A 19,934-nucleotide genomic window follows, 5' to 3' on the forward strand; every position below is an offset into this window, starting at 1 on the left:
TCGCGAGCGCGCTGGGAAAATAGCCATTAACCCCGCAAAATGTCAGAGCTTATTCTTATTTTTCCCTGGAGGGGAAATGTCCCGCGTATCGCAGGCAAGGAGCCTGGGTAAATATTTCCTGTTAGTCGATAACATGCTGGTCGTACTCGGCTTTTTCGTTGTGTTCCCGCTTATCTCCATTCGCTTTGTCGACCAGATGGGATGGGCTGCGCTGATGGTCGGGATTGCGCTCGGCCTGCGTCAGCTGGTGCAGCAAGGCTTAGGAATATTTGGCGGCGCCATTGCCGACCGTTTTGGCGCCAAACCGATGATCGTTACCGGTATGCTGATGCGCGCGGCCGGCTTCGCGGCGATGGCCGTCGCCCACGAACCCTGGGTGCTGTGGCTCTCCTGTATTCTTTCAGGCCTCGGCGGCACGCTGTTCGATCCCCCGCGGGCGGCGCTGGTGGTCAAGCTGGTACGCCCGCACCAGCGCGGACGTTTCTTCTCTATCCTGATGATGCAGGACAGCGCAGGAGCGGTGATCGGCGCGCTGCTGGGCAGCTGGCTGCTGCAATATGATTTTCGCCTGGTGTGCAGCGCCGGAGCGGCGCTGTTTATCGCCTGCGCGGCATTCAACGCCTGGTATCTTCCCGCCTGGAAGCTGTCGACGGTCAAAACGCCGGTTCGTGAAGGACTGGGGCGCGTGCTGCGCGACAAACGCTTTGTCACCTATGTGCTGACGCTGACCGGGTATTACATGCTGGCGGTGCAGGTGATGCTGATGCTGCCGATTATGGTTAATGATATTGCGGGTTCTCCGGCGGCGGTCAAATGGATGTACGCCATTGAAGCGACCATTTCGCTAACGCTGCTGTATCCGATTGCCCGCTGGAGCGAAAAGCGTTTTCGCCTGGAGCAGCGCCTGATGGCCGGCCTGCTGATCATGACGCTCGCGATGATGCCAATTGGCCTGAGCAGCAATTTGCAGCAGCTGTTTACGCTGATCTGCGTATTTTATATGGGGTCAATCATCGCTGAACCCGCGCGTGAAACGCTGGGGGCGTCGCTGGCGGATGCCAGAGCGCGCGGCAGCTATATGGGCTTTAGCCGGTTAGGCCTGGCCTTCGGCGGCGCTTTCGGCTACGCAGGCGGCGGCTGGCTGTTCGATGCCGGTAAGGCCGTCGGTCAGCCTGAGCTGCCGTGGCTGATGCTGGGCATTATCGGCCTCGCGACGTTTATTGCGCTGTGGTGGCAGTTCAGTCCAAAACGTTCGGCCTCCGGAATGCTGGAGCCGCGAACCTGATTTGCCGGGCCTTCGTTTCTCCTCCATACTGAATTGAGGATGTTCAGCAACAATGGAGGAGAAACGTGAAGTTATATATCTACGATCACTGCCCGTTCTGCCTTAAAGCCCGCATGATTTTCGGCCTGAAAAATATCCCCGTCGAACTGATTGTGCTCCTGAACGATGATGAATTAACCCCCACCCGAATGATCGGCCAGAAAATGGCGCCAATCCTGCAAAAAGACGATAGCCGCTATATGCCGGAAAGCATGGATATTGTGCACTATGTCGATAAGCTGGACGGCAAACCGCTGCTTACCGGCCCGCGTAATCCGGCGGTGGAAACCTGGCTGCGGAAGGTCAACGGCTACGCGAACCGCCTGCTGATCCCCCGCTTTGCCAAATCCGCGTTTGATGAATTCGCCACGCCAGAGGCGCGCGCCTATTTTGTGAAAAAGAAAGAGGCGGCTATCGGCAGCTTTGCTGACCATCTCGCCCATTCCCCCGGTCTGGTGAAGAACATCAGCGACGATCTGCGGGCGCTGGATAAACTGATTGTCCAGCCGAACGCCGTCAACGGAGAACTCTCTGAAGATGATATTCAGCTCTTTCCTCTGCTGAGGAATCTGACGCTGGTTGCCGGCGTGAACTGGCCGAGTCGGGTGGCCGCCTATCGTGACAACATGGCCAAACAGACGCAGATCAACCTGCTTTCTTCAATGGCTATTTAACCTCAAGGCAGCGGATGGTTTGGCCCTTCGCTGCCGAACGCCTCTTTTTCAGTCTTTTCCGCTAGCACCTCCTGCGCTGGCGGGCCATGCTGCTTTGTGTCAGGATGAACCCATGGCATGACATTAAGGAATCCAATGAAAAAGATGTTTATCGCGGCCGCGCTTATCGTTAGCGGCCTGCTTAGCGCCTGTAATCAGCTCACGCAATATTCCGTGAGCGAGCAGGAAATCAATCAGGCGCTGCAGAAACGTAACCACTTCGCTAAGGATATTGGCCTGCCAGGCGTAGCGGATGCCCATATTGAACTGCAAAATCTTACCAGCGCTATTGGCCGTGAAGAACCAAACAAAGTCACGTTAAGCGGCGTGGCCAATTTAGATCTGAATTCACTTTTCGGGAACCAGAAAGCGACCATCGATCTGAAGCTCAAAGCGCTGCCGGCTTTCAATAAAGAAAAGGGGGCCATTTTCCTGCAGGAGATGGAAGTCGTCGATGCTAAAGTTCAGCCGGAAAAGCTCCAGTCTGTCGTACAGACGCTGATCCCTTACCTGAATCAGTCCCTGCGTAGCTACTTCAATCAGCAGCCTGCCTACGTCCTGCGCGAAGATGCCAGCACCGGTGAAGCGCTGGCGAAAAAGTATGCTAAAGGGATTGAAGTGAAGCCCGGCGAGATTATTATCCCGTTCACCAACTGATAGCTCGGGCGCTGAAGCGCCCGATTTTTTACGGAAGTTGATGCAAAGGAAAACGTTTACGCTTATCCTTAGTGCCCGGCAAAAACAGCCCTGATGACTGAACCTATTAGCCGGAGCCTTCCATGACAGCACAATCCCAGGTATTGAAAATCCGCCGCCCTGACGACTGGCATATCCATCTGCGCGATGACGATATGTTAAAAACCGTCGTGCCTTATACCAGTGAATTTTATGGCCGGGCGATCGTGATGCCGAACCTGGTACCGCCTGTCACTACCGTCGAAGCCGCCCTCGCCTATCGCCAGCGTATCGTTGATGCGATCCCTGCGGGCCATGATTTTACGCCGCTGATGACCTGCTATCTGACGGATACGCTCGACCCGGCTGAGCTGGAGCGCGGATTTAACGAAGGCGTATTCACTGCCGCCAAGCTCTATCCGGCCAACGCTACAACCAACTCCAGCCACGGCGTCACCAGTACGGATGCCATTATGCCGGTGCTGGAACGCATGGAAAAGCTGGGGATGCCTCTGCTGGTTCACGGTGAGGTCACCCATGCTGATATCGATATTTTTGACCGGGAAGCGCGCTTTATTGAAACGGTCATGGAGCCGCTGCGTCAGCGCCTGCCAGGCCTGAAGGTGGTCTTCGAACACATCACGACCAAAGATGCCGCTGAATACGTACGCGACGGTAACGAGCTGCTGGCGGCCACCATCACTCCGCAGCATCTGATGTTCAACCGCAACCATATGCTGGTTGGCGGCGTGCGTCCCCACCTTTATTGCCTGCCGATCCTGAAACGCAATATTCACCAGCAGGCGCTGCGCGAACTGGTTGCCAGCGGTTTTGACCGCGCTTTCCTCGGTACGGATTCCGCTCCCCATGCCCGCCATCGTAAGGAAGCCAGCTGCGGATGCGCAGGCTGTTTTAACGCGCCGACCGCGCTGGGCAGCTACGCCACGGTATTTGAGGAGATGAACGCCCTGCAACACTTTGAAGCCTTCTGCTCGCTTAACGGCCCCCGCTTCTATGGCCTGCCGGTCAATGAAGGCTACGTGGAGCTGGTGCGCGAAGAGAGCCAGGTGGTCGAGAGTATAGCCCTGCCAGGCGACGCGCTGGTGCCGTTCCTTGCCGGGGAAACCGTGCGCTGGACGATGAAAAAATAAATAGCCCGCCCCCTGTTGTAAATCTTCAGAGTGTACTGTATAAATAAACAGTACATTATCCAGGGGGCAATTATGCGTATTGAAGTCTCTATCGCCAAATCAACAGCCTTACCCAACGGCGCCTTAGATGCGCTGAACAATGAACTCTCGCGTCGTATCGAACAGCAGTTCCCCTCTACCTCAAGTCAGGTAACGGTTCGGTACGCGGCTAATAACAATCTGTCGGTTATCGGCGGCCTGAAAGAAGACAAAGACCGGATTAGCGAAATCCTGCAAGAAACCTGGGAAAGCGCTGACGACTGGTTTGTCCGCGACTAGTCAATTAAATTTGCTCCCTCATTGTGCAATTTTTTGCCGGGTCGCCCCGGCTTTTTTATTTTTTTCATAGTCAGACTCTCCCCTATTGCTTTTCCTTAGCACCTTCATAAATAACAATTAACCCTCCCTGATTTGCCTAAAAAATCAGCACATGAGCGCGTATGTGTCTCTATTTCATTTAATTTCTCGAGTTTATTCTTGACTACTGATATAATTAACTTGCTTCAAAAAACACGCATTAAACCTCGAGAACTGTTGTCTTTTAACATATGAATAAGGGGTTATGATGGAAAAGAATAATGAAGTCATCCAGACCCATCCCCTCGTCGGATGGGACATCAGCACCGTTGATAGTTACGATGCGCTGATGTTGCGCCTGCACTACCAAAACCCCGCTCAAGAAAGCAGTAGAGACGCAGAGATTGGCCAGACGCTATGGCTAACGACGGACGTCGCACGTCAGTTTATTTCGATTCTGGAAGCAGGTATTGCGAAGATTGAATCTGGCGAATACCAGGAAAATGAGTATCGAAGGCATTAAAATTTAGCGCTAATGTCAGAATATTCACTTAACAGGCACCCTCGGGTGCCTGAATTATTTTCGGGCTTGTATAACAGCAGGTTGTTAATTACCCTGCTAATAAAGCAATAACCTGGAACTCACCATGCAATACGATCTTATCATTATCGGTAGCGGCTCGGTCGGCGCTGCCGCAGGCTATTATGCGCGGCAGGCAGGGCTCAATGTACTGATGATTGATGCCCATCAGCCGCCGCATCAGGAAGGCAGCCATCACGGCAGCACCCGCCTCATTCGTCACGCCTACGGCGAAGGCGAAAGATATGTCCCCCTGGTACTGCGCGCGCAACAGCTATGGGATGAGTTTGCCGCCGCCAGCGGTGAAGCCGTCTTTGAACGTACAGGAGTAATTAACCTCGGGCCTGCCGGTTCCGACTTTCTGCGCAATGTTGCCAGCAGCGCGCGCGAGTTCCAGCTCAATATCGAAGAAATGGATGCGCAGACGGTGATGACTCGCTGGCCGGAAATTCGTATTCCTGATGATTATCGGGCGATATTTGAACCCGCATCCGGCATACTGCGCAGCGAACTGGCCGTTGAAAGCTGGATCCGTCTGGCACGCGAAGCGGGCGCCGCACAGCTCTTCAACTGCCCGGTGTCGGCCATTCACCACACGCCGAACGGCGTAACCGTCGATACGCTTGATGGTGAGTACAGCGGCAAAAAACTGCTGGTTAGCGCCGGTACCTGGGTTACCCGGCTGATGCCAGAACTCCCTGTCCAGCCGGTACGTAAAATTTTCGCCTGGTTTCAGGCGGATGGCCGCTACAGCAGCAAAAATAATTTCCCGGCGTTTACCGGTGAGTTAGCGAATGGCGATCAGTTTTACGGTTTCCCGGCAGAAGATAACGAATTGAAAATCGGCAAGCATAACGGCGGGCAGCCTATTTCCACGCCGGAAGAACGTAAGCCGTTTGGTGCCGTTGCAACGGACGGCTCTGAAGCTTTTAGCTTCTTGCGTAATGTGTTGCCCGGTATCGGCGGCTGCCTGCATGGCGCATCCTGTACCTATGACAACACCGCCGACGAGGACTTTATCATTGATACGCTGCCCGGCCAGCCGGATACGCTATTGATTACCGGCCTGAGCGGACACGGCTTTAAGTTCGCACCGGTACTCGGTGAACTGGCCACACGGTTCGCGCTTGAAGAACCCTTTGGGTTTGATCTATCCCCGTTTTCACTGGCGCGGTTTAAGAAATAATCGCCCGCCGTACAACCTGACAACCACGCTAAAGAAACGGCCTCGCTTGAGGCCGTGAATGATGAGAGAGATGATGCGTCGCCTGTTCGAATTACTGGTTAACAACGTCCGCGAACATTTTATGATTTATCTGGCGCTGTGGCTTCTGCTGGCGTTTATCGATCTTATCTGGCTATGGTTTTTCTGAAGGCTCAGGATCCGGGATCCCCAGCTTCGTATTCAACCGACCGCGAGATTTATTAAAGATCTTATTGCCATTCTCGCGGCCGGCGCGCAGTTTTCGCTGCTCCTCTTCCGGCAGCTTATGCTCTTCCATGCAGGCTTCGCTACAGCAGCCGGCGAATTTCTCCGCGCAGGCAGGACACTGAATAAACAGCAGGTGGCAACCATCGTTCAGGCAGTTGGTATGGCTGTCGCAGGGAGCGCCGCACTGATGGCAATGGGCGATAACATCATCTGAGATACGCTCTCCCATACGCTCATCGAATACAAAGTTCTTACCGACAAAGCGAACCGGCAGCCCCTGTTCGCGCGCGCGTCGCGCGTATTCGATAATCCCGCCCTCAATATGCGAGACCTTAGTGAACCCATTGTGCTTCATCCACGCGCTGGCTTTTTCGCAGCGGATACCGCCGGTGCAGTACATCACGATATTTTTATCTTTATGTTCCTGCATCATCTCAACGGCCTTCGGCAGCTGGTCGCGAAACGTATCCGCCGGGATCTCCAGCGCATTCTCGAAATGGCCGACCTCATATTCGTAATGGTTACGCATATCAATAAAGACCGCATCCGGGTCGTCCAGCATCGCGTTGACTTCCGCAGCCTTTAAATAATCGCCCACGTCCGATGCATCAAACGTCGGATCGTCAATCCCATCCGCGACGATCCGATCGCGTACCTTGAGACGCAGAACCCAGAAGGATTTACCGTCATCATCGAGGGCGATATTCAGGCGCAGACCATTCAGGGCGGGATCAAAAGCGTATAAGAATTCGCGCAGCGCATCGACCCGGCTTTGCGGAACGCTAATTTGCGCGTTAATACCTTCGTGAGCCAGATAAATTCGGCCAAAAACGTTCAGCTTAGTCAACGCAATCCACAGCGCATCGCGCGTGGCTTTTGGGTCGATAATAGTGAAATATTTATAAAACGAGATCGTCGTGCGCGGCTCGGTCTCAGCCAACATTTGCGCCTTTAACGTCTCATTTGAAATGCGGTTATGTAACACTGGCATGGTGTACCTGCTCGGCATAGTCAATGAGTAAAATAAACGGCGGGCATCATATAGCAAACACGCTTAATTTACATCCCCACATTTTGCGCTACATTTTTCTCACCCATATTTGCTTGCGTTAACATTAAATGCCATCTGCGGCCGGTATTTTGGCTGAGGCATAAAAAAATGCGATAATAGAACACGTTGCTTAATTAAACAGGTATGAGATGACCCATTTACCTAAATTTTCCGCAGCGTTGCTGCACCCGCGTTACTGGTTGCTTTGGCTCGGGATCGGCCTGCTCTGGTTGGTTGTTCAGCTGCCTTATCCGCTGATTTATCGCCTCGGAACCGGTCTTGGCCGCCTCGCCATGCGGCTAATGAAGCGCCGGGCCAAAATAGCCAACCGGAATCTGGAGCTCTGTTTTCCCGATAAGAGCGAGCAAGAGCGTCACCGCATGGTCGTGGCAAACTTTGAATCCGTCGGCATGGGGTTAATGGAAACCGGCATGGCCTGGTTCTGGCCGACGAAGCGTATTGCGCGCTGGACTGACTCCATCGGCGTCGAGCATATCCGTGATGTTCAGGCGCAAAAGCGCGGCATTTTGCTGATTGGCATTCATTTCCTCACGCTGGAGATGGGCGCGCGCATGTTCGGTATCAACGAGCCGGGCATTGGCGTTTATCGTCCAAACGATAACCCGGTTATCGACTGGCTGCAGACATGGGGGCGCCTGCGCTCCAACAAAGACATGATCGATCGTAAAGATCTGAAAGGCATGATCCGCGCGCTGAAAAAGGGTGAAGTGATCTGGTATGCGCCGGATCACGACTATGGCCCGGCCGCCAGCGTATTTGTGCCGTTTTTCGCCGTTGACCAGGCCGCGACCACCTCGGGCACCTGGATGCTGGCAAAGATGTCTAAAGCCTGCGTTGTGCCGTTCGTGCCGCGCCGTAAACCGGACGGTAAAGGCTATGAGCTGATTATCCTGCCGCCGGAGTGCGATCCGCCGCTGGACGATGCGGAGACTACCGCCGTCTGGATGAACAAAGTGGTAGAGAAGTGCATATTGATGGCGCCGGAACAGTATATGTGGATGCATCGCCGCTTTAAAACGCGTCCTGAAGGCGTTCCTTCTCGTTACTAGCGCCTCCCGGCGCGCGGTCGCGCAATGACTCCGCATCTGAATCCGGATGCGGGGTAAGCCCCACCGTTCAGGTCCCTCCTTTAGCTTTAAAAGCTCTCCTCCATTGCGGCAACCATTTCTCAGGCGCATAATTAGCAGGCTCATATTTTCAATTATTTGACCTGCGCGGCAGGCCAGTGGAATCCTATGCCCTCTGCTGATACCCCCATTAACTGGAAACGTAATCTCACCGTCACCTGGCTCGGCTGCTTTTTAACCGGCGCCGCCTTTAGCCTGGTGATGCCGTTCCTCCCGCTCTACGTCGAACAACTCGGCGTAACCGGCCATAGCGCCCTCAATATGTGGTCAGGGCTGGTTTTCAGCATTACCTTTTTATTTTCCGCCGTGGCCTCCCCCTTCTGGGGCGGTCTCGCGGACCGCAAAGGGCGCAAAATTATGCTGCTGCGCTCGGCCCTCGGTATGGCAATCGTTATGCTGCTGATGGGCCTGGCGCAGAATATCTGGCAGTTTCTGATCCTGCGCGCGCTGTTAGGTCTGCTCGGCGGATTTATTCCTAACGCCAATGCGCTGATAGCGACGCAAATTCCCCGTCATAAGAGCGGCTGGGCGCTGGGGACCCTCTCTACCGGGGCGGTCAGCGGCGCGCTGCTGGGGCCGCTGGCCGGCGGTTTCCTGGCCGATCACTGGGGATTGCGTACCGTCTTCTTTATGACGGCAGGCGTGCTGTTTATTTGTTTCTTATTTACCCTTTTTCTCATCCGCGAAAATTTTGTCGCCGTCAGTAAAAAAGAGATGCTCAGCGCGAAAGACGTTTTCACGTCGCTTAAAAATCCGAAGCTGGTGCTGAGTCTGTTTGTGACATCGCTGATTATCCAGGTGGCTACCGGTTCCATCGCGCCGATTTTGACGCTTTACGTGCGCGATCTCGCCGGCAACGTCAGTAATATTGCGTTTATCAGCGGCATGATAGCTTCAGTCCCCGGTATTGCCGCCCTGCTTAGCGCCCCTCGCCTCGGTAAACTCGGCGACCGTATCGGTCCGGAAAAGATCCTGATCGTTGCGCTGGTGATTTCTGTCCTGCTCCTGATTCCCATGTCGTTTGTCCAGACGCCGCTGCAGCTGGGGATCCTGCGCTTCCTGTTAGGCGCCGCCGACGGCGCGCTGCTGCCGGCAGTGCAAACGCTGCTGGTGTACAACTCCACCAGCCAAATCTCGGGCAGAATATTCAGCTATAACCAGTCGTTCCGCGATATCGGTAACGTCACAGGCCCGCTCATCGGCGCATCGGTTTCCGCCAACTACGGCTTCCGGGCAGTCTTTTTAGTCACCGCCGGTGTGGTGCTGTTCAATGCGGTTTACTCGACCCTGACCCTCGGTCGCTCCCGCCGCCCCCGGGCAACGGACAATCCGGGTTCCGGCACGCATTCGGTAAATTAATGTCCGTGTGGCGTTCACCTCCTTGACGCATTGCCAACCGCCTTCTATAGATTGAATCGTGTTCATTTCTATTCATCTTAGGAGGTTAGCCATGCCAAAGGATTCGATGTTCTATGCCACGCTTGAAGAAGCAATCGATGCAGCCCGCGAGGAGTTTCTGGCTAATAATCCCGATAGCGACGAAGAGAGCGCCAGCATTGAGCAGCTAAATATCCAGAAGTACGTACTCCAGGACGGTGATATTGCCTGGCAGGCCGAATTTTTCGCCGACGAGGATGAACAGGGCGAATGTCTGCCGGTCCTCAGCGGTCAGGCTGCGCAGAGCGTCTTTGACGGCGATTATGATGAGATTGAGCTTCGCCAGGAGTGGCTGGAAGAAAACACGCTGCATGAATGGGATGAAGGCGAGTTTCAGCTTGAACCCTCTCTCGATACCGAGGAGGGCCAGGCTGCCGCCGATGAATGGGATGAACGCTAATTAGTTATACGGGCCATGGCTGGCGTCAAGCGGCAGCAGTAGCGTATCAAACACCAGCGAAAAGGGCAGATCGAGAATAGTGATATAGCGCCATGCTGAATCACGAACATCCCACTGAACGCCGGGATAGTACTGGTTTCCATGGCCCTGGCCAGGCACTGTGCGGCTGATAATACTCCCGCAGCCGCTGAGAAACAGCGCCATTGCGATAACCAGTAAAACTCTCATCAACAACCTCGATTTTCAGGTAAAAAAATACCGGCACCATTGCCGGTATTTTCCTTAACGTACGGCTTACTTCGTTTTTAACGCCAGCGGATTCAACGTCAGCTGCTGATAGGCGCCGACCCACGAAGAGTATTTCTCCGGCGCGGCCCACACGCGATAGTGCAAGCGTGACATCGTGACCGGGTCGCTCAGCAATACCAGACGACGATCGCGGTTTAGTTTATCCGGCGTCTCGTTCAGCGCCTGCTCAACGTGACGTTCGCGAGCGATATCCAGAATATGCCCGTGACGGTGGCGCGCGGTGGCCATCGCCGTTGCCAGCGCGTTAAACGACGGGTTAAATACCGCATGCATAAAGCCGTCGTCCAGCGAACGCTGACGGTTGAGCGTCAGATAAGCGTCAGTATCTTTAAGCACCTGCGGCGGGGAGTACTCTTCCGGGATCAGGAACAGCTTCCAGCGTTTAGTGCGCAGGCCGATGGTGGCGCGGCTGGAAATGGCCGACACGAACGGCGACAGAATCAGTGACACCACAATCGGCGCCAGCCAGAACAGGAAGCGCAGATCCAGCCATGCCATGCCCACCGCCCAGACCAGACCCAACAGCATCTGCGAGCCGTGACGCATAAACGCTTCGCCCCACGGGGTAGAGTCGTCATCACGCTGCGGCGAGTTCCACACCACTTCCCAGCCGAGGAACGCGCTGACCACAAACACGGTATGGAACAGCATACGCACCGGCGCCAGCAGCACCGAAAAGAGCACCTCCAGCAGCAGAGAAAGGGTCACGCGGATAAATCCGCCGTACTCTTTTGGCCCTTTACACCACACCAGGATAATACTCAGCAGCTTCGGCAGAAACAGCAGCACCATGGTGGAAGCAAACAGGGCAATGGCCAGCTCCGGACGCCACTGCGGCCAGACCGGGAACAGCTGCCGCGGCTGCAGAAAGTACTGCGGTTCGGTCAACGCATGCACCACCTGCAGGGCAGTTGAGAGCGCAAGGAACATAAACCACAGCGGCGCCGACAGGTATGACATCACGCCGGTCAGGAACACCGCGCGGTGAACCGGGTGCATCCCTTTAACCAGGAACAGGCGGAAGTTCATCAGGTTCCCCTGACACCAGCGGCGATCGCGCTTCAGCTCGTCCAGCAGGTTCGGCGGCAGCTCTTCATAAGATCCGGGGAGATCGTAAGCAATCCAGACCCCCCATCCGGCGCGACGCATCAATGCGGCTTCGACGAAGTCGTGCGACAGAATGGAACCCGCGAAGTTACCCTCACCCGGCAGCGGCGCGAGGGCACAGTGCTCAATAAACGGTTTCACCCGGATAATGGCGTTGTGTCCCCAGTAGTGCGACTCACCCAGCTGCCAGAAGTGCAGCCCTGCGGTAAACAGCGGGCCGTAGACGCGGGTGGCAAATTGCTGACAGCGAGCATACAGCGTATCCATGCCCGACGCGCGAGGCGATGACTGGATGATACCGGCATTCGGGTTCGCTTCCATCAGGCGCACCAGGCCGCTCAGGCACTCACCGCTCATGACGGAGTCGGCATCCAGCACCACCATGTAGCTATACTGGCTACCCCAACGGCGGCAGAAGTCATCAATGTTACCGCTTTTGCGCTTCACGCGGCGGCGGCGGCGGCGATAGAAGATCTGCCCTTCGCCCTGCACTTCGGCAATGAGCTCCATCCACGCCTTTTGCTCTGCCACGCAGATATCCGGGTTGTAGCTATCGCTCAGGATATAGACATCAAAGTGCTCGGCGTTGCCGCTGGCCTTTACCGACTCCCAGGTCGCACGCAGGCCGGCGAATACGCGGTCAACGTCTTCGTTGCAGATCGGCATGATCAGCGCCGTGCGATGCTCCGGGTTCAACGGCTCATTCCCGACGGTGGAGGCTGAGATACTGTACTTATCACGCCCGATGAGCAGCTGCAGGAAGCCCATCAGCGCGGTCCAGAATCCCGCTGAGACCCAGCAAAAAAGCACGGCGAACAGGATCAGGATCCCCGACTGCAGCACATAGGGCAGCAGTTGCATAAAGGAGATCCACAGGTTCTGCCCCACCATATCCGCCGGGTTAATCAGCGCCCAGCCCTGGTAGGGCAAAATGGTTTTCATGTACCACGTCGCCACCACGGTCTGCGCCAGCGTCAGCAGCAGAAGAATGTAGCGGCGGATAGAGCCGACGGTACGCCATTTCTGCTCGCTCTCCTGCTCTTCCTGGCTCAGGCGAGAAAGATAGCGCGGCGTCACGTCGCGTCCGCGCAGCCGATCCCAGAAGCGCCCGACCGGGTTAGTCCGCCAGGGGTCCGGAAACATGGAGGAGCGTTTTGCTTTCGGCATGGCGTTGAGCTGAGTGCGCCCTTCGTCATCCTTAACCAGCTGGTTACCGGCCAGTGAATCTGGCCAGCTGTGTTCCAGCCGCGATTTTACCGACCCCAGTGGGGAGTCGTCTTCGCGGTGGTAAACGTGATGTTCAGCGTCCAGTGCTTGATGTACGGCCTGCAGACTTGCGTCAGGTAACGCGCGTTTTTCTGCATCCGACAGCGGCAATGCGTCGATGTACTTCGTTATCTTATTCATTGGCAGGCAGCTGATAGCTCCAGGTTTCGCTCAGCGTCTGGTCGGTATTGACCAGGGCTGCTCGCATATCCGTGGTTTTCTTAGGATCTTTCACTTTGACGCGCAGGATCATACGCCAGCCTTTCGTTACTGGGTTGTAGCGCACGGTATTTTCGACGATTTCAGCGTTATCGCCGATGCTGGCCTGGGCAGTCACTGGCGTATCTGCGGGCAGCTTTTTCATCTCGGCGCCGGTGAAATCGACAATAAAGGCAATGGTGCCATCAGGCTGGCGGATCAGGTTCGATTGCTTGACGTCGCCGGTAGAACGGCGGGTCTGCATAACGTAAGCGTTATCCGGCGCATGCAGTTTGTCTTCGTCACGGCTGAAAGTGATGGTGTATTTGAAGTTCATCTCTTTGCCGGGTTCCGGCAGCTGATCCGGCGTCCAGTAGGTGACGATGTTATCGTTGGTTTCATCGTTGGTCGGGATCTCGACCAGTTCGATTTTCCCTTTGCCCCAATCACCTTTCGGCGTAATCCACGCGCTTGGGCGCAGGTCGTAGCGGTCGTCGAGGTCTTCAAAACGAGAGAACTGACGGCCGCGCTGCAGCAGGCCAAACCCCTGCGGGTTTTCCATTGCGTAGCTGCTGACGGCCAGGTGTTTCGGGTTATTGAGCGGACGCCAGATCCACTCACCGTTACCGGCAAGAATGGACAGCCCGTTGGAGTCGTGCAGCGCCGGGCGGTAGTTGGTGGTCGGAGACGGCTGATGCGGCCCGAACAGGAACATGCTGGTTAACGGCGCCACGCCCAGTTTACCGACTTTGTCACGCAGATAGACCTTAGACTGCACGTCCACCACGGTATCGCGACCGGGCATGATCACAAAGCGATAGGCGCCGGTTGCGCGCGGGGAATCAAGCAGCGCATAAATCGTCAGGCGTTTATCGGTGGCTTTAGGGCGCTCAATCCAGAACTCACGGAAGCGCGGGAACTCTTCTCCGGACGGCAGCGCGGTATCGATAGCCAGTCCGCGGGCAGAAAGCCCATATACCTGGCCCTGACCGAGCACGCGGAAATAGCTGGCTCCGAGCATGCTGACGATCTCATCGTTCTTGTCTTTGCTGTTGATCGGATACAGAACCTTAAAGCCCGCAAAACCGAGGTCTTTAACCGTGTCTTTATCGTGCTGAACGTTGCCAAAATTAAAATAGTCCGGGCTATATTTAATTTTACGTACGCTGGTTGCCGTCACTTCATTAATGGTGACCGGCGTATCGAAATACATTCCCTGGTGATAAAACTCGAGCTTGAACGGGCTTTTCAGATTATTCCAATAGGCTTTGTCGTGATTAAACTGAATTTGCTGATAGTCCGCATACTTCATGTCGCGGAAGGCAGAGGGCAGGTTACTTTTAGGCGCTTCAAAGCCTTTGCCGGCTAACGTTTGTGCCTCTTTTGCGACGTCATCAATGCTGAATGCCCATGCAGATGAAGTACACAGGGACAACATTACGGCTGCGCTTAACCAACGCATTTTCATCATCTGTGGTTTATGTTTCATATAAGTAAGCACTTCCCCCTTTGTGTGCTTAAATCGATCCGATCTATTTTAATGGAAACTCAGGCATTCCGACAACATAATCCCTGCATTGTTCGGCATCGCGGCACAGGGAATACACAGTTACTGCCCCGTTTGCACTTTGCGTGCTTATCCTGGAGACAGTTAACCAGAGTTCATGTAGGGTTGCAGAGAATTTAAACGTTATCACGTTGAGTGATAAGACGAATTGTCTGAGAATGTAGTGATATTGTATGAATAATACTCCGGTACAGCGTGAATATTTTTTCGATAGCATCCGCGCCTGGCTGATGCTATTGGGCATCCCTTTTCACATTTCGCTCATATACTCCAGCCACAGCTGGCATGTTAACAGCGCCGAGCCCTCGTGGTGGCTGACGTTATTTAACGACTTCATCCATGCCTTTCGCATGCAGGTCTTCTTTGTGATTTCCGGCTATTTTTCCTACATGCTTTTTCTGCGCTATCCGCTGAAAAAATGGTGGAAAGTACGCGTTGAGCGCGTCGGCATTCCCATGTTAACGGCGATCCCGCTCCTGACCCTGCCGCAGTTTATTATGCTGCAGTACGTCAACGGTAAAGCGGATAACTGGCATACGCTGTCAGGCTATGACAAGTTCAACACCCTCGCCTGGGAGCTGATCTCTCATCTGTGGTTTTTGTTGGTGCTGGTGGTCCTGACGTCGCTGGGCGTGGTGATGTTCAAATGGCTGACGCGACCGCGTTCTGCCGCTGCGCCCACCTTTGGTGACACCGTCACATTAGGCCAGCTGTCGATGATTTTTCTCGCTCTGGGCGTGCTGTATGCGGTCATTCGCCGCACTATTTTTATTCTCTATCCGCCCATTCTCAGCAACGGTCTGTTCAACTTTATCGTGATGCAAACGCTGTTCTACCTGCCTTTCTTTATCCTGGGCGCCCAGACGTTTATTAACGCGCGGCTGAAGACGATGTTCACGACTCCCTCGCCGTGGTGCTTTGTGGCGGCTTTACTGGGATTTATCGCCTACCGACTGAATCAGCAGTACGGCTCGGGCGATGGCTGGATGTACGAAACGGAGTACATGATTACGATGGTGCTGGGGCTATGGATGGTCAACGTGGTCTTTTCGCTTGGCCACCGTTTGTTGAATTTCCAGTCCGCGCGGGTGACCTACTTCGTCAACGCATCGCTATTTATCTACCTGGTGCACCACCCTCTGACCCTGCTCTACGGGGCATGGATAACCCCGGTCATTCAATCAAATACCCTTGGATTTATCACCGGGCTGGTTTTTGTTGTCGGGATTGCACTGGTGCTGTATGAAATTCATCTGCGGATACCGCTGTTGCGCTTTCTTTTTTCCGGAAAATTCCAGCAAAAGACGGCTAAGCCGCAAATTTCCGCCAGTTAAAACAGGGAGCTGCTGTGTGGAACGCACATAGCAGCGCTATTTTTGCGCAAACAACAGCTGAAAGACATCGCGGTACAGGCTCTCCATCGCCGCTTTATCTACCGTCGGGGCCGTCGCCAGGTCGCAACGGTATGCCGCCCCTTCCGTTAATATCGCGATAAATTCGCAGGCGACGCTAATTTGCTCCGCGGTCATCTCAGGATGATAGTGGCGGGTAAGCCGTCCGCCCTCCTCTTTCAGGCGACGATCGGCCTGGATCATAATTTCACGCAGGCGCGGATTTCGGGACGCCTCGGCGTTAATTTCCATCAGCAGATAATTATCGTTTTTCGTAGACTCGGTCGCGGGGAGCACGCCGGCTAAAACTGAAGCCATGCGGGCTAAATCATGATTCCCGGCAACCATTTCACCCACTCTGGCATTCACGATCTCGCTGACGATAACTTCGATGATCTCTTCTTTGCTGGCGAAAACGCGATATAGCTGGCCTACGCTAAGGCCAGCCTGACGCGCAATATCCGCTACGGAGGCGCCATGCAGGCCCTTTTCCGCGAAACATTTTTGTGCCGCGGCAACAATTTCCATCCGGCGAAGCCGTTGTTTCTGTAGAACCTTCCCTTCAGTCACCGATGACTCTCCCGTTATGATAGTTTCCCGCCTTTGCAGGAAACTATCATATCTTATTCTGATGGCCGAGTTGCGCGCGACTCGCCTCGAGTAATTGGGTATAGATGCCGGCGGTTTCGCTATCAAAACAAACGAAATAAACGCGCTCCAGCGGATTGTAGCGAGTGAGAAAGGCAGTTACCGTCCGCACGGCTATCTCCGCGGCGGCCTGTTTAGGGTAACCATATACGCCGGTGCTGATAGCAGGAAATGCGATGGATCGGTAATTATTTGCCGAGGCCAGCAGCAGGCTATTTTTGTAAACGTCAGCCAGTAATTCCGCCTCCTGCCTGTCACCGCCGTGCCAGACCGGCCCTACGGCGTGAATCACCGCGCTGGCGGGCAGATTTCCTGCCGCCGTAATCACCGCATGACCCGGCGGACACTCTCCCTGCTGTTGCCGCACAACTTTACAGGCAGCCAGCAGTTCCGGCCCTGCCGCGCGGTGAATCGCCCCGTCCACCCCGCCGCCGCCAAGCAGCGACGGATTAGCCGCGTTGACGATAACATCGACCTCAAGCCTGGTAATATCGCCGAGAACCACTTCAGGTTGAACAGCCATTTCTCCTCCTGTCGGCATACGTCTTGAAAGGAATACAGGAGGATAATATGGCACGATAGCCCCCGGGGCGAAAGTCCGGGGGCAGAGGGTTACCGATAATCAACATCCAGAATGGCGAGGGTCCGTTGCGGATTAATATAGCGTAATTGCGCAGAACGGATATTTTCGTTGCGGATATTCCCTTTCTCAAGCTGCTGAGCGGAAATTTTAATCGTCTCCGCCCGCGGGCAATCCATAATAACCTGATTATTGATTGCATCGAGCTGGCAGGGTGCTTCCACCACCCGTCCGTAAAAATGGACGACGCCAGCCACGGTCTGTTCGGCGATCGCAGGGCTAATAAACGAGGGTAATATAAACAGGGCTGCAAGCGAAGCATATCTAATTGTTTTCATTATAAAACTCCTCTGCATATCGGTATAGCTACTGAAGAGCACCAGCCATCCATGAGTGCGACGAGTTAATTTTTTTTACTTCAATTTAATTATATTAACAATTTAAAAACAAAAAATATCATTTGTTTAAATGTGCTAACAAAATCGATTCACTAACTCCCGGTACAGTTAAAGTTGCGGATATATAAGGAGAAACAAAATGGCGGGAAGATTTATGATGAGGTAATACATGGCAGCAAAAACAGCCAAAGAGCCCGACGGGCTCTTTGGTGATGAAAAGTGGGATAGGTTAAAAAGATTCGCGACTTTGATTAGCCAGAGATTTATTTTTCTCCGCCCGGGTCGCCAGCCACAGGCCGCTATTTTTCATGGCATAGCCAAATACCAGGCCCAGCGCGAGTGAAGGCACAACTAAACGCCAGTCGCCGCCGGCGGCAAACGTCGCACACGCGCCGATAAAAGTACCCGGCACAAAAGAGAGAATCAGCTGACGCGCCTGGATACACATCAAAAACGCCACGACGCCGGTCATGATATAGCTAACCACTTCCAGCTGCGGCGCCAGCGCGCTACCGTGAATAATCACCAGCGCCCACACCACGCCGCTCATGACCGTACAGGTCGAAATAAGCAGCCCTTTTAACCCACCTTGCGGACAGGCAAAGTAAGCCGTACAGCCGAGGAAACCTGCCCAGCTCAGCAGACCCAATGCGACCGCCACCCATCCCCAGATACCGGAGAGAATGCCCGTCGTTAATGCGATTGCGAAGAGTATGTTCATGGCGCGTATCATAGCAGAAACGCGCCCGTCAAATGCGACACAGAGCACACTAAATGAAATTCAGAATATTTTGTTGCAACTAAATTGTGACCTTAATCACAATTTATTGCTCATTTTCTTCCTGCAGCTCATCCCACATGGCGGAGAGGGCTTCACGAGTCAGCGGGGCCATGGCGCGCCAGAACGGCGTGGTTGCATGGGCTTCAACTTTGCCCAGGAACTCGCCGCACCACGGCAGAATATACTCAGCGAAAAGGGTTTCCAGAACGTCGCTTTCATTTTCCGGCGCGTGATCTTCCAGCCACGAAGCGGCCAGCAGCAAGGAGCCTAAATGATCCGCGGCGCCCTCCCCCGTGGGGACACCATGCGCGCTGAGGAAAGTACGAACGTCAGCTTCCGTAGCGCCTTCTACCCATGCGCTACGGTAAGGCGCCACGCGGCACTCTTCACCGACAAACAGCGCGTTGTATTCGGCGGCCAGAGACGGCATATCGCAGCTTTTTTGCAGACGCTCCAGCAGTTCATCCTGCTCCAGCGGCCAGCTCGCTGCCAGCTTCCCTTCGCGAATAAGGGTAAACAGCGGCACCAGCAGCGGGTCCTGCGGCTGACGATAATAGAGAGAGCCCAGCACGCGGCAGAGGATTGAAAACTCGTTCATTCATTTATTCCAGTTATTCAAATTAAAGTTCAGCAAACTCAGGAATCGCAGGCATCCCACGCGATTCAAGAAAATTAAGCAGACGCCGCGGCGTCACGTTAAGAATTCGCTCTTCCGGAAAATCAACAGCATCGAGGATTTTGCGACATTCGCTAAATTCACCAAGCGTGAATGCCGTATGGGAATCCGAGCCCAGCGCAACCCAGCCGCCGGCATCGCGTACGGCCGCGGCAACGGCACGGCAGTTATCTTCGCTGCCAATGCGCGACGAAACAAAGGATGAGTTATTGATTTCCAGCGCCACGTGGTGCTTCGCCGCTGCCGCGGCAATGGCCGGGATATCAACGGGAAACTTAGGATTACCCGGATGGCTAATGATATGCACCGCGCCGCTCGCTATCGTGGCGATCATCGCTTCGGTATGCGTTGCTTTATCCTTTGGAGGGAACACCGGCTCGTGAAAACCGGCAATGATCAGGTCCAGCGAGTTGAGCATCGGGCCGGTACAGTCAATTTCGCCCTGGGTATTTTTGATATTGGCTTCGATACCGCGCAGGATACCAACGCCCTCCACCAGCCGCGGCCAGATACGCATATTAATAAAATGCCAGTAGTGAGGCGCATCGGCCATATCGGGCCCGTGGTCGGTAATAGCAAAGAGTTTGATCCCCTTGCGCTTTGCTTCTGCAATATAATCGTGCAGGGTACTGTAGGCGTGGGTGCTGGCGACGGTATGCATGTGCAGGTCAACAGGATACATCACAATCTCCTTCTCTGTTTGTGGCAAGAATAGCAGGAATCTGCGCCTGTGATCAGCAAAAACCCCGCTCACGCGGGGCTGTCG

At 54.4% G+C, this 19,934-nt stretch carries 22 protein-coding genes; 12 read left to right on the forward strand and 10 right to left on the reverse strand.

Features of this window, described 5'->3' with window-relative positions; translation table 11 throughout:
- Positions 1 to 76: 76 nt before the first annotated feature.
- The 8 genes from mdtH to SIK97_RS21460 all read left to right on the forward strand — a co-directional run bounded on the left by mdtH (position 77) and on the right by SIK97_RS21460 (position 6,152).
- Positions 77 to 1,285 (forward strand): multidrug efflux MFS transporter MdtH, encoded by a 1,209-nt coding sequence (gene mdtH, locus SIK97_RS21425; protein ID WP_004849878.1) that lies wholly within the window; start codon positions 77 to 79, stop codon positions 1,283 to 1,285.
- A gap of 65 nt (positions 1,286 to 1,350) precedes the next feature.
- Positions 1,351 to 1,998 carry a glutaredoxin 2 gene (gene grxB / locus SIK97_RS21430; RefSeq protein ID WP_004849875.1) on the forward strand — a complete coding sequence of 216 codons (648 nt, stop codon included), beginning with the start codon at positions 1,351 to 1,353 and terminating at the stop codon, positions 1,996 to 1,998.
- 135 nt (positions 1,999 to 2,133) lie between these two features.
- The gene (locus SIK97_RS21435) at positions 2,134 to 2,694 is read left to right on the forward strand and encodes a lipoprotein (protein WP_004849873.1); all 561 of its coding nucleotides are present in this window, start codon (positions 2,134 to 2,136) and stop codon (positions 2,692 to 2,694) included.
- Positions 2,695 to 2,816: 122 nt separating this feature from the next.
- Entirely contained in the window at positions 2,817 to 3,863 is a 1,047-nt protein-coding gene (pyrC, locus tag SIK97_RS21440) for a dihydroorotase (protein ID WP_014838079.1), read from the forward strand.
- Positions 3,864 to 3,935: 72 nt separating this feature from the next.
- Positions 3,936 to 4,181 carry a DNA damage-inducible protein I gene (gene dinI, locus SIK97_RS21445; protein WP_004101040.1) on the forward strand — a complete coding sequence of 82 codons (246 nt, stop codon included), beginning with the start codon at positions 3,936 to 3,938 and terminating at the stop codon, positions 4,179 to 4,181.
- 286 nt (positions 4,182 to 4,467) lie between these two features.
- The gene (gene bssS, locus SIK97_RS21450; RefSeq protein ID WP_004101039.1) at positions 4,468 to 4,722 is read left to right on the forward strand and encodes a biofilm formation regulator BssS; all 255 of its coding nucleotides are present in this window, start codon (positions 4,468 to 4,470) and stop codon (positions 4,720 to 4,722) included.
- Positions 4,723 to 4,846: 124 nt separating this feature from the next.
- Positions 4,847 to 5,965 (forward strand): N-methyl-L-tryptophan oxidase, encoded by a 1,119-nt coding sequence (gene solA, locus SIK97_RS21455; RefSeq protein WP_025106904.1) that lies wholly within the window; start codon positions 4,847 to 4,849, stop codon positions 5,963 to 5,965.
- Positions 5,966 to 6,038: 73 nt separating this feature from the next.
- Positions 6,039 to 6,152, forward strand: coding sequence for a YceO family protein (locus SIK97_RS21460; protein ID WP_004101037.1), 114 nt, complete (start codon positions 6,039 to 6,041; stop codon positions 6,150 to 6,152).
- On the opposite strand, the gene SIK97_RS21465 is transcribed toward SIK97_RS21460, so the two are convergent.
- Positions 6,138 to 7,202: a rhodanese-related sulfurtransferase gene (locus SIK97_RS21465; RefSeq protein WP_004849866.1), complete on the reverse strand. Its 1,065-nt coding sequence runs from the start codon at positions 7,200 to 7,202 to the stop codon at positions 6,138 to 6,140. The two genes, SIK97_RS21460 and SIK97_RS21465, sit on opposite strands and share 15 nt — an antisense overlap.
- Before the next feature lie 209 nt (positions 7,203 to 7,411).
- Here SIK97_RS21465 and SIK97_RS21470 point away from each other — a divergent pair, with 209 nt between their 5' ends.
- From SIK97_RS21470 to SIK97_RS21480, 3 genes are all read left to right on the forward strand, one after another.
- A complete protein-coding gene (locus SIK97_RS21470) occupies positions 7,412 to 8,332 on the forward strand; it encodes a Kdo(2)-lipid IV(A) acyltransferase (protein ID WP_004849864.1) in 921 nt (306 codons plus the stop codon).
- Positions 8,333 to 8,518: 186 nt separating this feature from the next.
- Complete coding sequence (mdtG, locus tag SIK97_RS21475) at positions 8,519 to 9,769, forward strand: multidrug efflux MFS transporter MdtG (protein ID WP_014228827.1); 1,251 nt, start codon at positions 8,519 to 8,521, stop codon at positions 9,767 to 9,769.
- A gap of 91 nt (positions 9,770 to 9,860) precedes the next feature.
- The gene (locus SIK97_RS21480) at positions 9,861 to 10,247 is read left to right on the forward strand and encodes a MysB family protein (RefSeq protein WP_004137236.1); all 387 of its coding nucleotides are present in this window, start codon (positions 9,861 to 9,863) and stop codon (positions 10,245 to 10,247) included.
- On the opposite strand, the gene SIK97_RS21485 is transcribed toward SIK97_RS21480, so the two are convergent.
- The 3 genes from SIK97_RS21485 to mdoG all read right to left on the reverse strand — a co-directional run bounded on the left by SIK97_RS21485 (position 10,248) and on the right by mdoG (position 14,616).
- The gene (locus SIK97_RS21485) at positions 10,248 to 10,475 is read right to left on the reverse strand and encodes a YceK/YidQ family lipoprotein (RefSeq protein WP_025106903.1); all 228 of its coding nucleotides are present in this window, start codon (positions 10,473 to 10,475) and stop codon (positions 10,248 to 10,250) included.
- Between the two features lie 66 nt (positions 10,476 to 10,541).
- Entirely contained in the window at positions 10,542 to 13,070 is a 2,529-nt protein-coding gene (gene mdoH / locus SIK97_RS21490; protein WP_014228826.1) for a glucans biosynthesis glucosyltransferase MdoH, read from the reverse strand.
- Positions 13,063 to 14,616 carry a glucans biosynthesis protein MdoG gene (gene mdoG / locus SIK97_RS21495; RefSeq protein WP_004101027.1) on the reverse strand — a complete coding sequence of 518 codons (1,554 nt, stop codon included), beginning with the start codon at positions 14,614 to 14,616 and terminating at the stop codon, positions 13,063 to 13,065. Before mdoG ends, mdoH begins: the two co-directional genes overlap by 8 nt.
- A 251-nt stretch (positions 14,617 to 14,867) precedes the next feature.
- On the opposite strand from mdoG, the gene mdoC reads away from it, so the two are divergent.
- Positions 14,868 to 16,028, forward strand: a complete 1,161-nt coding sequence (gene mdoC, locus SIK97_RS21500; protein ID WP_014228824.1) for a glucans biosynthesis protein MdoC — start codon at positions 14,868 to 14,870, stop codon at positions 16,026 to 16,028.
- A gap of 36 nt (positions 16,029 to 16,064) precedes the next feature.
- Here mdoC and SIK97_RS21505 read toward each other — a convergent pair whose 3' ends face one another.
- The 6 genes from SIK97_RS21505 to SIK97_RS21530 all read right to left on the reverse strand — a co-directional run bounded on the left by SIK97_RS21505 (position 16,065) and on the right by SIK97_RS21530 (position 19,850).
- Positions 16,065 to 16,655, reverse strand: a complete 591-nt coding sequence (locus SIK97_RS21505) for a TetR/AcrR family transcriptional regulator (protein ID WP_004849849.1) — start codon at positions 16,653 to 16,655, stop codon at positions 16,065 to 16,067.
- Between the two features lie 46 nt (positions 16,656 to 16,701).
- Positions 16,702 to 17,256 (reverse strand): O-acetyl-ADP-ribose deacetylase, encoded by a 555-nt coding sequence (ymdB, locus tag SIK97_RS21510; RefSeq protein WP_014228822.1) that lies wholly within the window; start codon positions 17,254 to 17,256, stop codon positions 16,702 to 16,704.
- A gap of 89 nt (positions 17,257 to 17,345) precedes the next feature.
- Positions 17,346 to 17,651, reverse strand: a complete 306-nt coding sequence (locus SIK97_RS21515) for a type 1 fimbrial protein (RefSeq protein ID WP_014228821.1) — start codon at positions 17,649 to 17,651, stop codon at positions 17,346 to 17,348.
- 289 nt (positions 17,652 to 17,940) lie between these two features.
- Complete coding sequence (locus SIK97_RS21520; protein WP_014228820.1) at positions 17,941 to 18,432, reverse strand: DUF1097 domain-containing protein; 492 nt, start codon at positions 18,430 to 18,432, stop codon at positions 17,941 to 17,943.
- 103 nt (positions 18,433 to 18,535) lie between these two features.
- Positions 18,536 to 19,090, reverse strand: coding sequence for a molecular chaperone (locus SIK97_RS21525; protein WP_057173144.1), 555 nt, complete (start codon positions 19,088 to 19,090; stop codon positions 18,536 to 18,538).
- 22 nt (positions 19,091 to 19,112) lie between these two features.
- Entirely contained in the window at positions 19,113 to 19,850 is a 738-nt protein-coding gene (locus tag SIK97_RS21530) for a phosphatase (RefSeq protein ID WP_025106900.1), read from the reverse strand.
- Positions 19,851 to 19,934: the final 84 nt, after the last annotated feature.

The organism is Klebsiella sp. JN_Kp126, assembly GCF_033843325.1.
Taxonomy (GTDB): domain Bacteria; phylum Pseudomonadota; class Gammaproteobacteria; order Enterobacterales; family Enterobacteriaceae; genus Klebsiella; species Klebsiella michiganensis.

Excerpts from the sequence above, each read along its gene's own strand:
- mdtH (WP_004849878.1), top strand. The coding sequence starts at position 77 with ATGTCCCGCGTATCGCAGGCAAGGAGCCTGGGTAAATATTTCCTGTTA.
- SIK97_RS21435 (WP_004849873.1), top strand. The coding sequence starts at position 2,134 with ATGAAAAAGATGTTTATCGCGGCCGCGCTTATCGTTAGCGGCCTGCTT.
- pyrC (WP_014838079.1), top strand. The coding sequence starts at position 2,817 with ATGACAGCACAATCCCAGGTATTGAAAATCCGCCGCCCTGACGACTGG.
- dinI (WP_004101040.1), top strand. The coding sequence starts at position 3,936 with ATGCGTATTGAAGTCTCTATCGCCAAATCAACAGCCTTACCCAACGGC.
- bssS (WP_004101039.1), top strand. The coding sequence starts at position 4,468 with ATGGAAAAGAATAATGAAGTCATCCAGACCCATCCCCTCGTCGGATGG.
- solA (WP_025106904.1), top strand. The coding sequence starts at position 4,847 with ATGCAATACGATCTTATCATTATCGGTAGCGGCTCGGTCGGCGCTGCC.
- SIK97_RS21460 (WP_004101037.1), top strand. The coding sequence starts at position 6,039 with ATGCGTCGCCTGTTCGAATTACTGGTTAACAACGTCCGCGAACATTTT.
- SIK97_RS21465 (WP_004849866.1), bottom strand. The coding sequence starts at position 7,202 with ATGCCAGTGTTACATAACCGCATTTCAAATGAGACGTTAAAGGCGCAA.
- SIK97_RS21470 (WP_004849864.1), top strand. The coding sequence starts at position 7,412 with ATGACCCATTTACCTAAATTTTCCGCAGCGTTGCTGCACCCGCGTTAC.
- mdtG (WP_014228827.1), top strand. The coding sequence starts at position 8,519 with ATGCCCTCTGCTGATACCCCCATTAACTGGAAACGTAATCTCACCGTC.
- SIK97_RS21480 (WP_004137236.1), top strand. The coding sequence starts at position 9,861 with ATGCCAAAGGATTCGATGTTCTATGCCACGCTTGAAGAAGCAATCGAT.
- SIK97_RS21485 (WP_025106903.1), bottom strand. The coding sequence starts at position 10,475 with ATGAGAGTTTTACTGGTTATCGCAATGGCGCTGTTTCTCAGCGGCTGC.
- mdoH (WP_014228826.1), bottom strand. The coding sequence starts at position 13,070 with ATGAATAAGATAACGAAGTACATCGACGCATTGCCGCTGTCGGATGCA.
- mdoG (WP_004101027.1), bottom strand. The coding sequence starts at position 14,616 with ATGAAACATAAACCACAGATGATGAAAATGCGTTGGTTAAGCGCAGCC.
- mdoC (WP_014228824.1), top strand. The coding sequence starts at position 14,868 with ATGAATAATACTCCGGTACAGCGTGAATATTTTTTCGATAGCATCCGC.
- ymdB (WP_014228822.1), bottom strand. The coding sequence starts at position 17,256 with ATGGCTGTTCAACCTGAAGTGGTTCTCGGCGATATTACCAGGCTTGAG.
- SIK97_RS21515 (WP_014228821.1), bottom strand. The coding sequence starts at position 17,651 with ATGAAAACAATTAGATATGCTTCGCTTGCAGCCCTGTTTATATTACCC.
- SIK97_RS21520 (WP_014228820.1), bottom strand. The coding sequence starts at position 18,432 with ATGAACATACTCTTCGCAATCGCATTAACGACGGGCATTCTCTCCGGT.
- SIK97_RS21525 (WP_057173144.1), bottom strand. The coding sequence starts at position 19,090 with ATGAACGAGTTTTCAATCCTCTGCCGCGTGCTGGGCTCTCTCTATTAT.
- SIK97_RS21530 (WP_025106900.1), bottom strand. The coding sequence starts at position 19,850 with ATGTATCCTGTTGACCTGCACATGCATACCGTCGCCAGCACCCACGCC.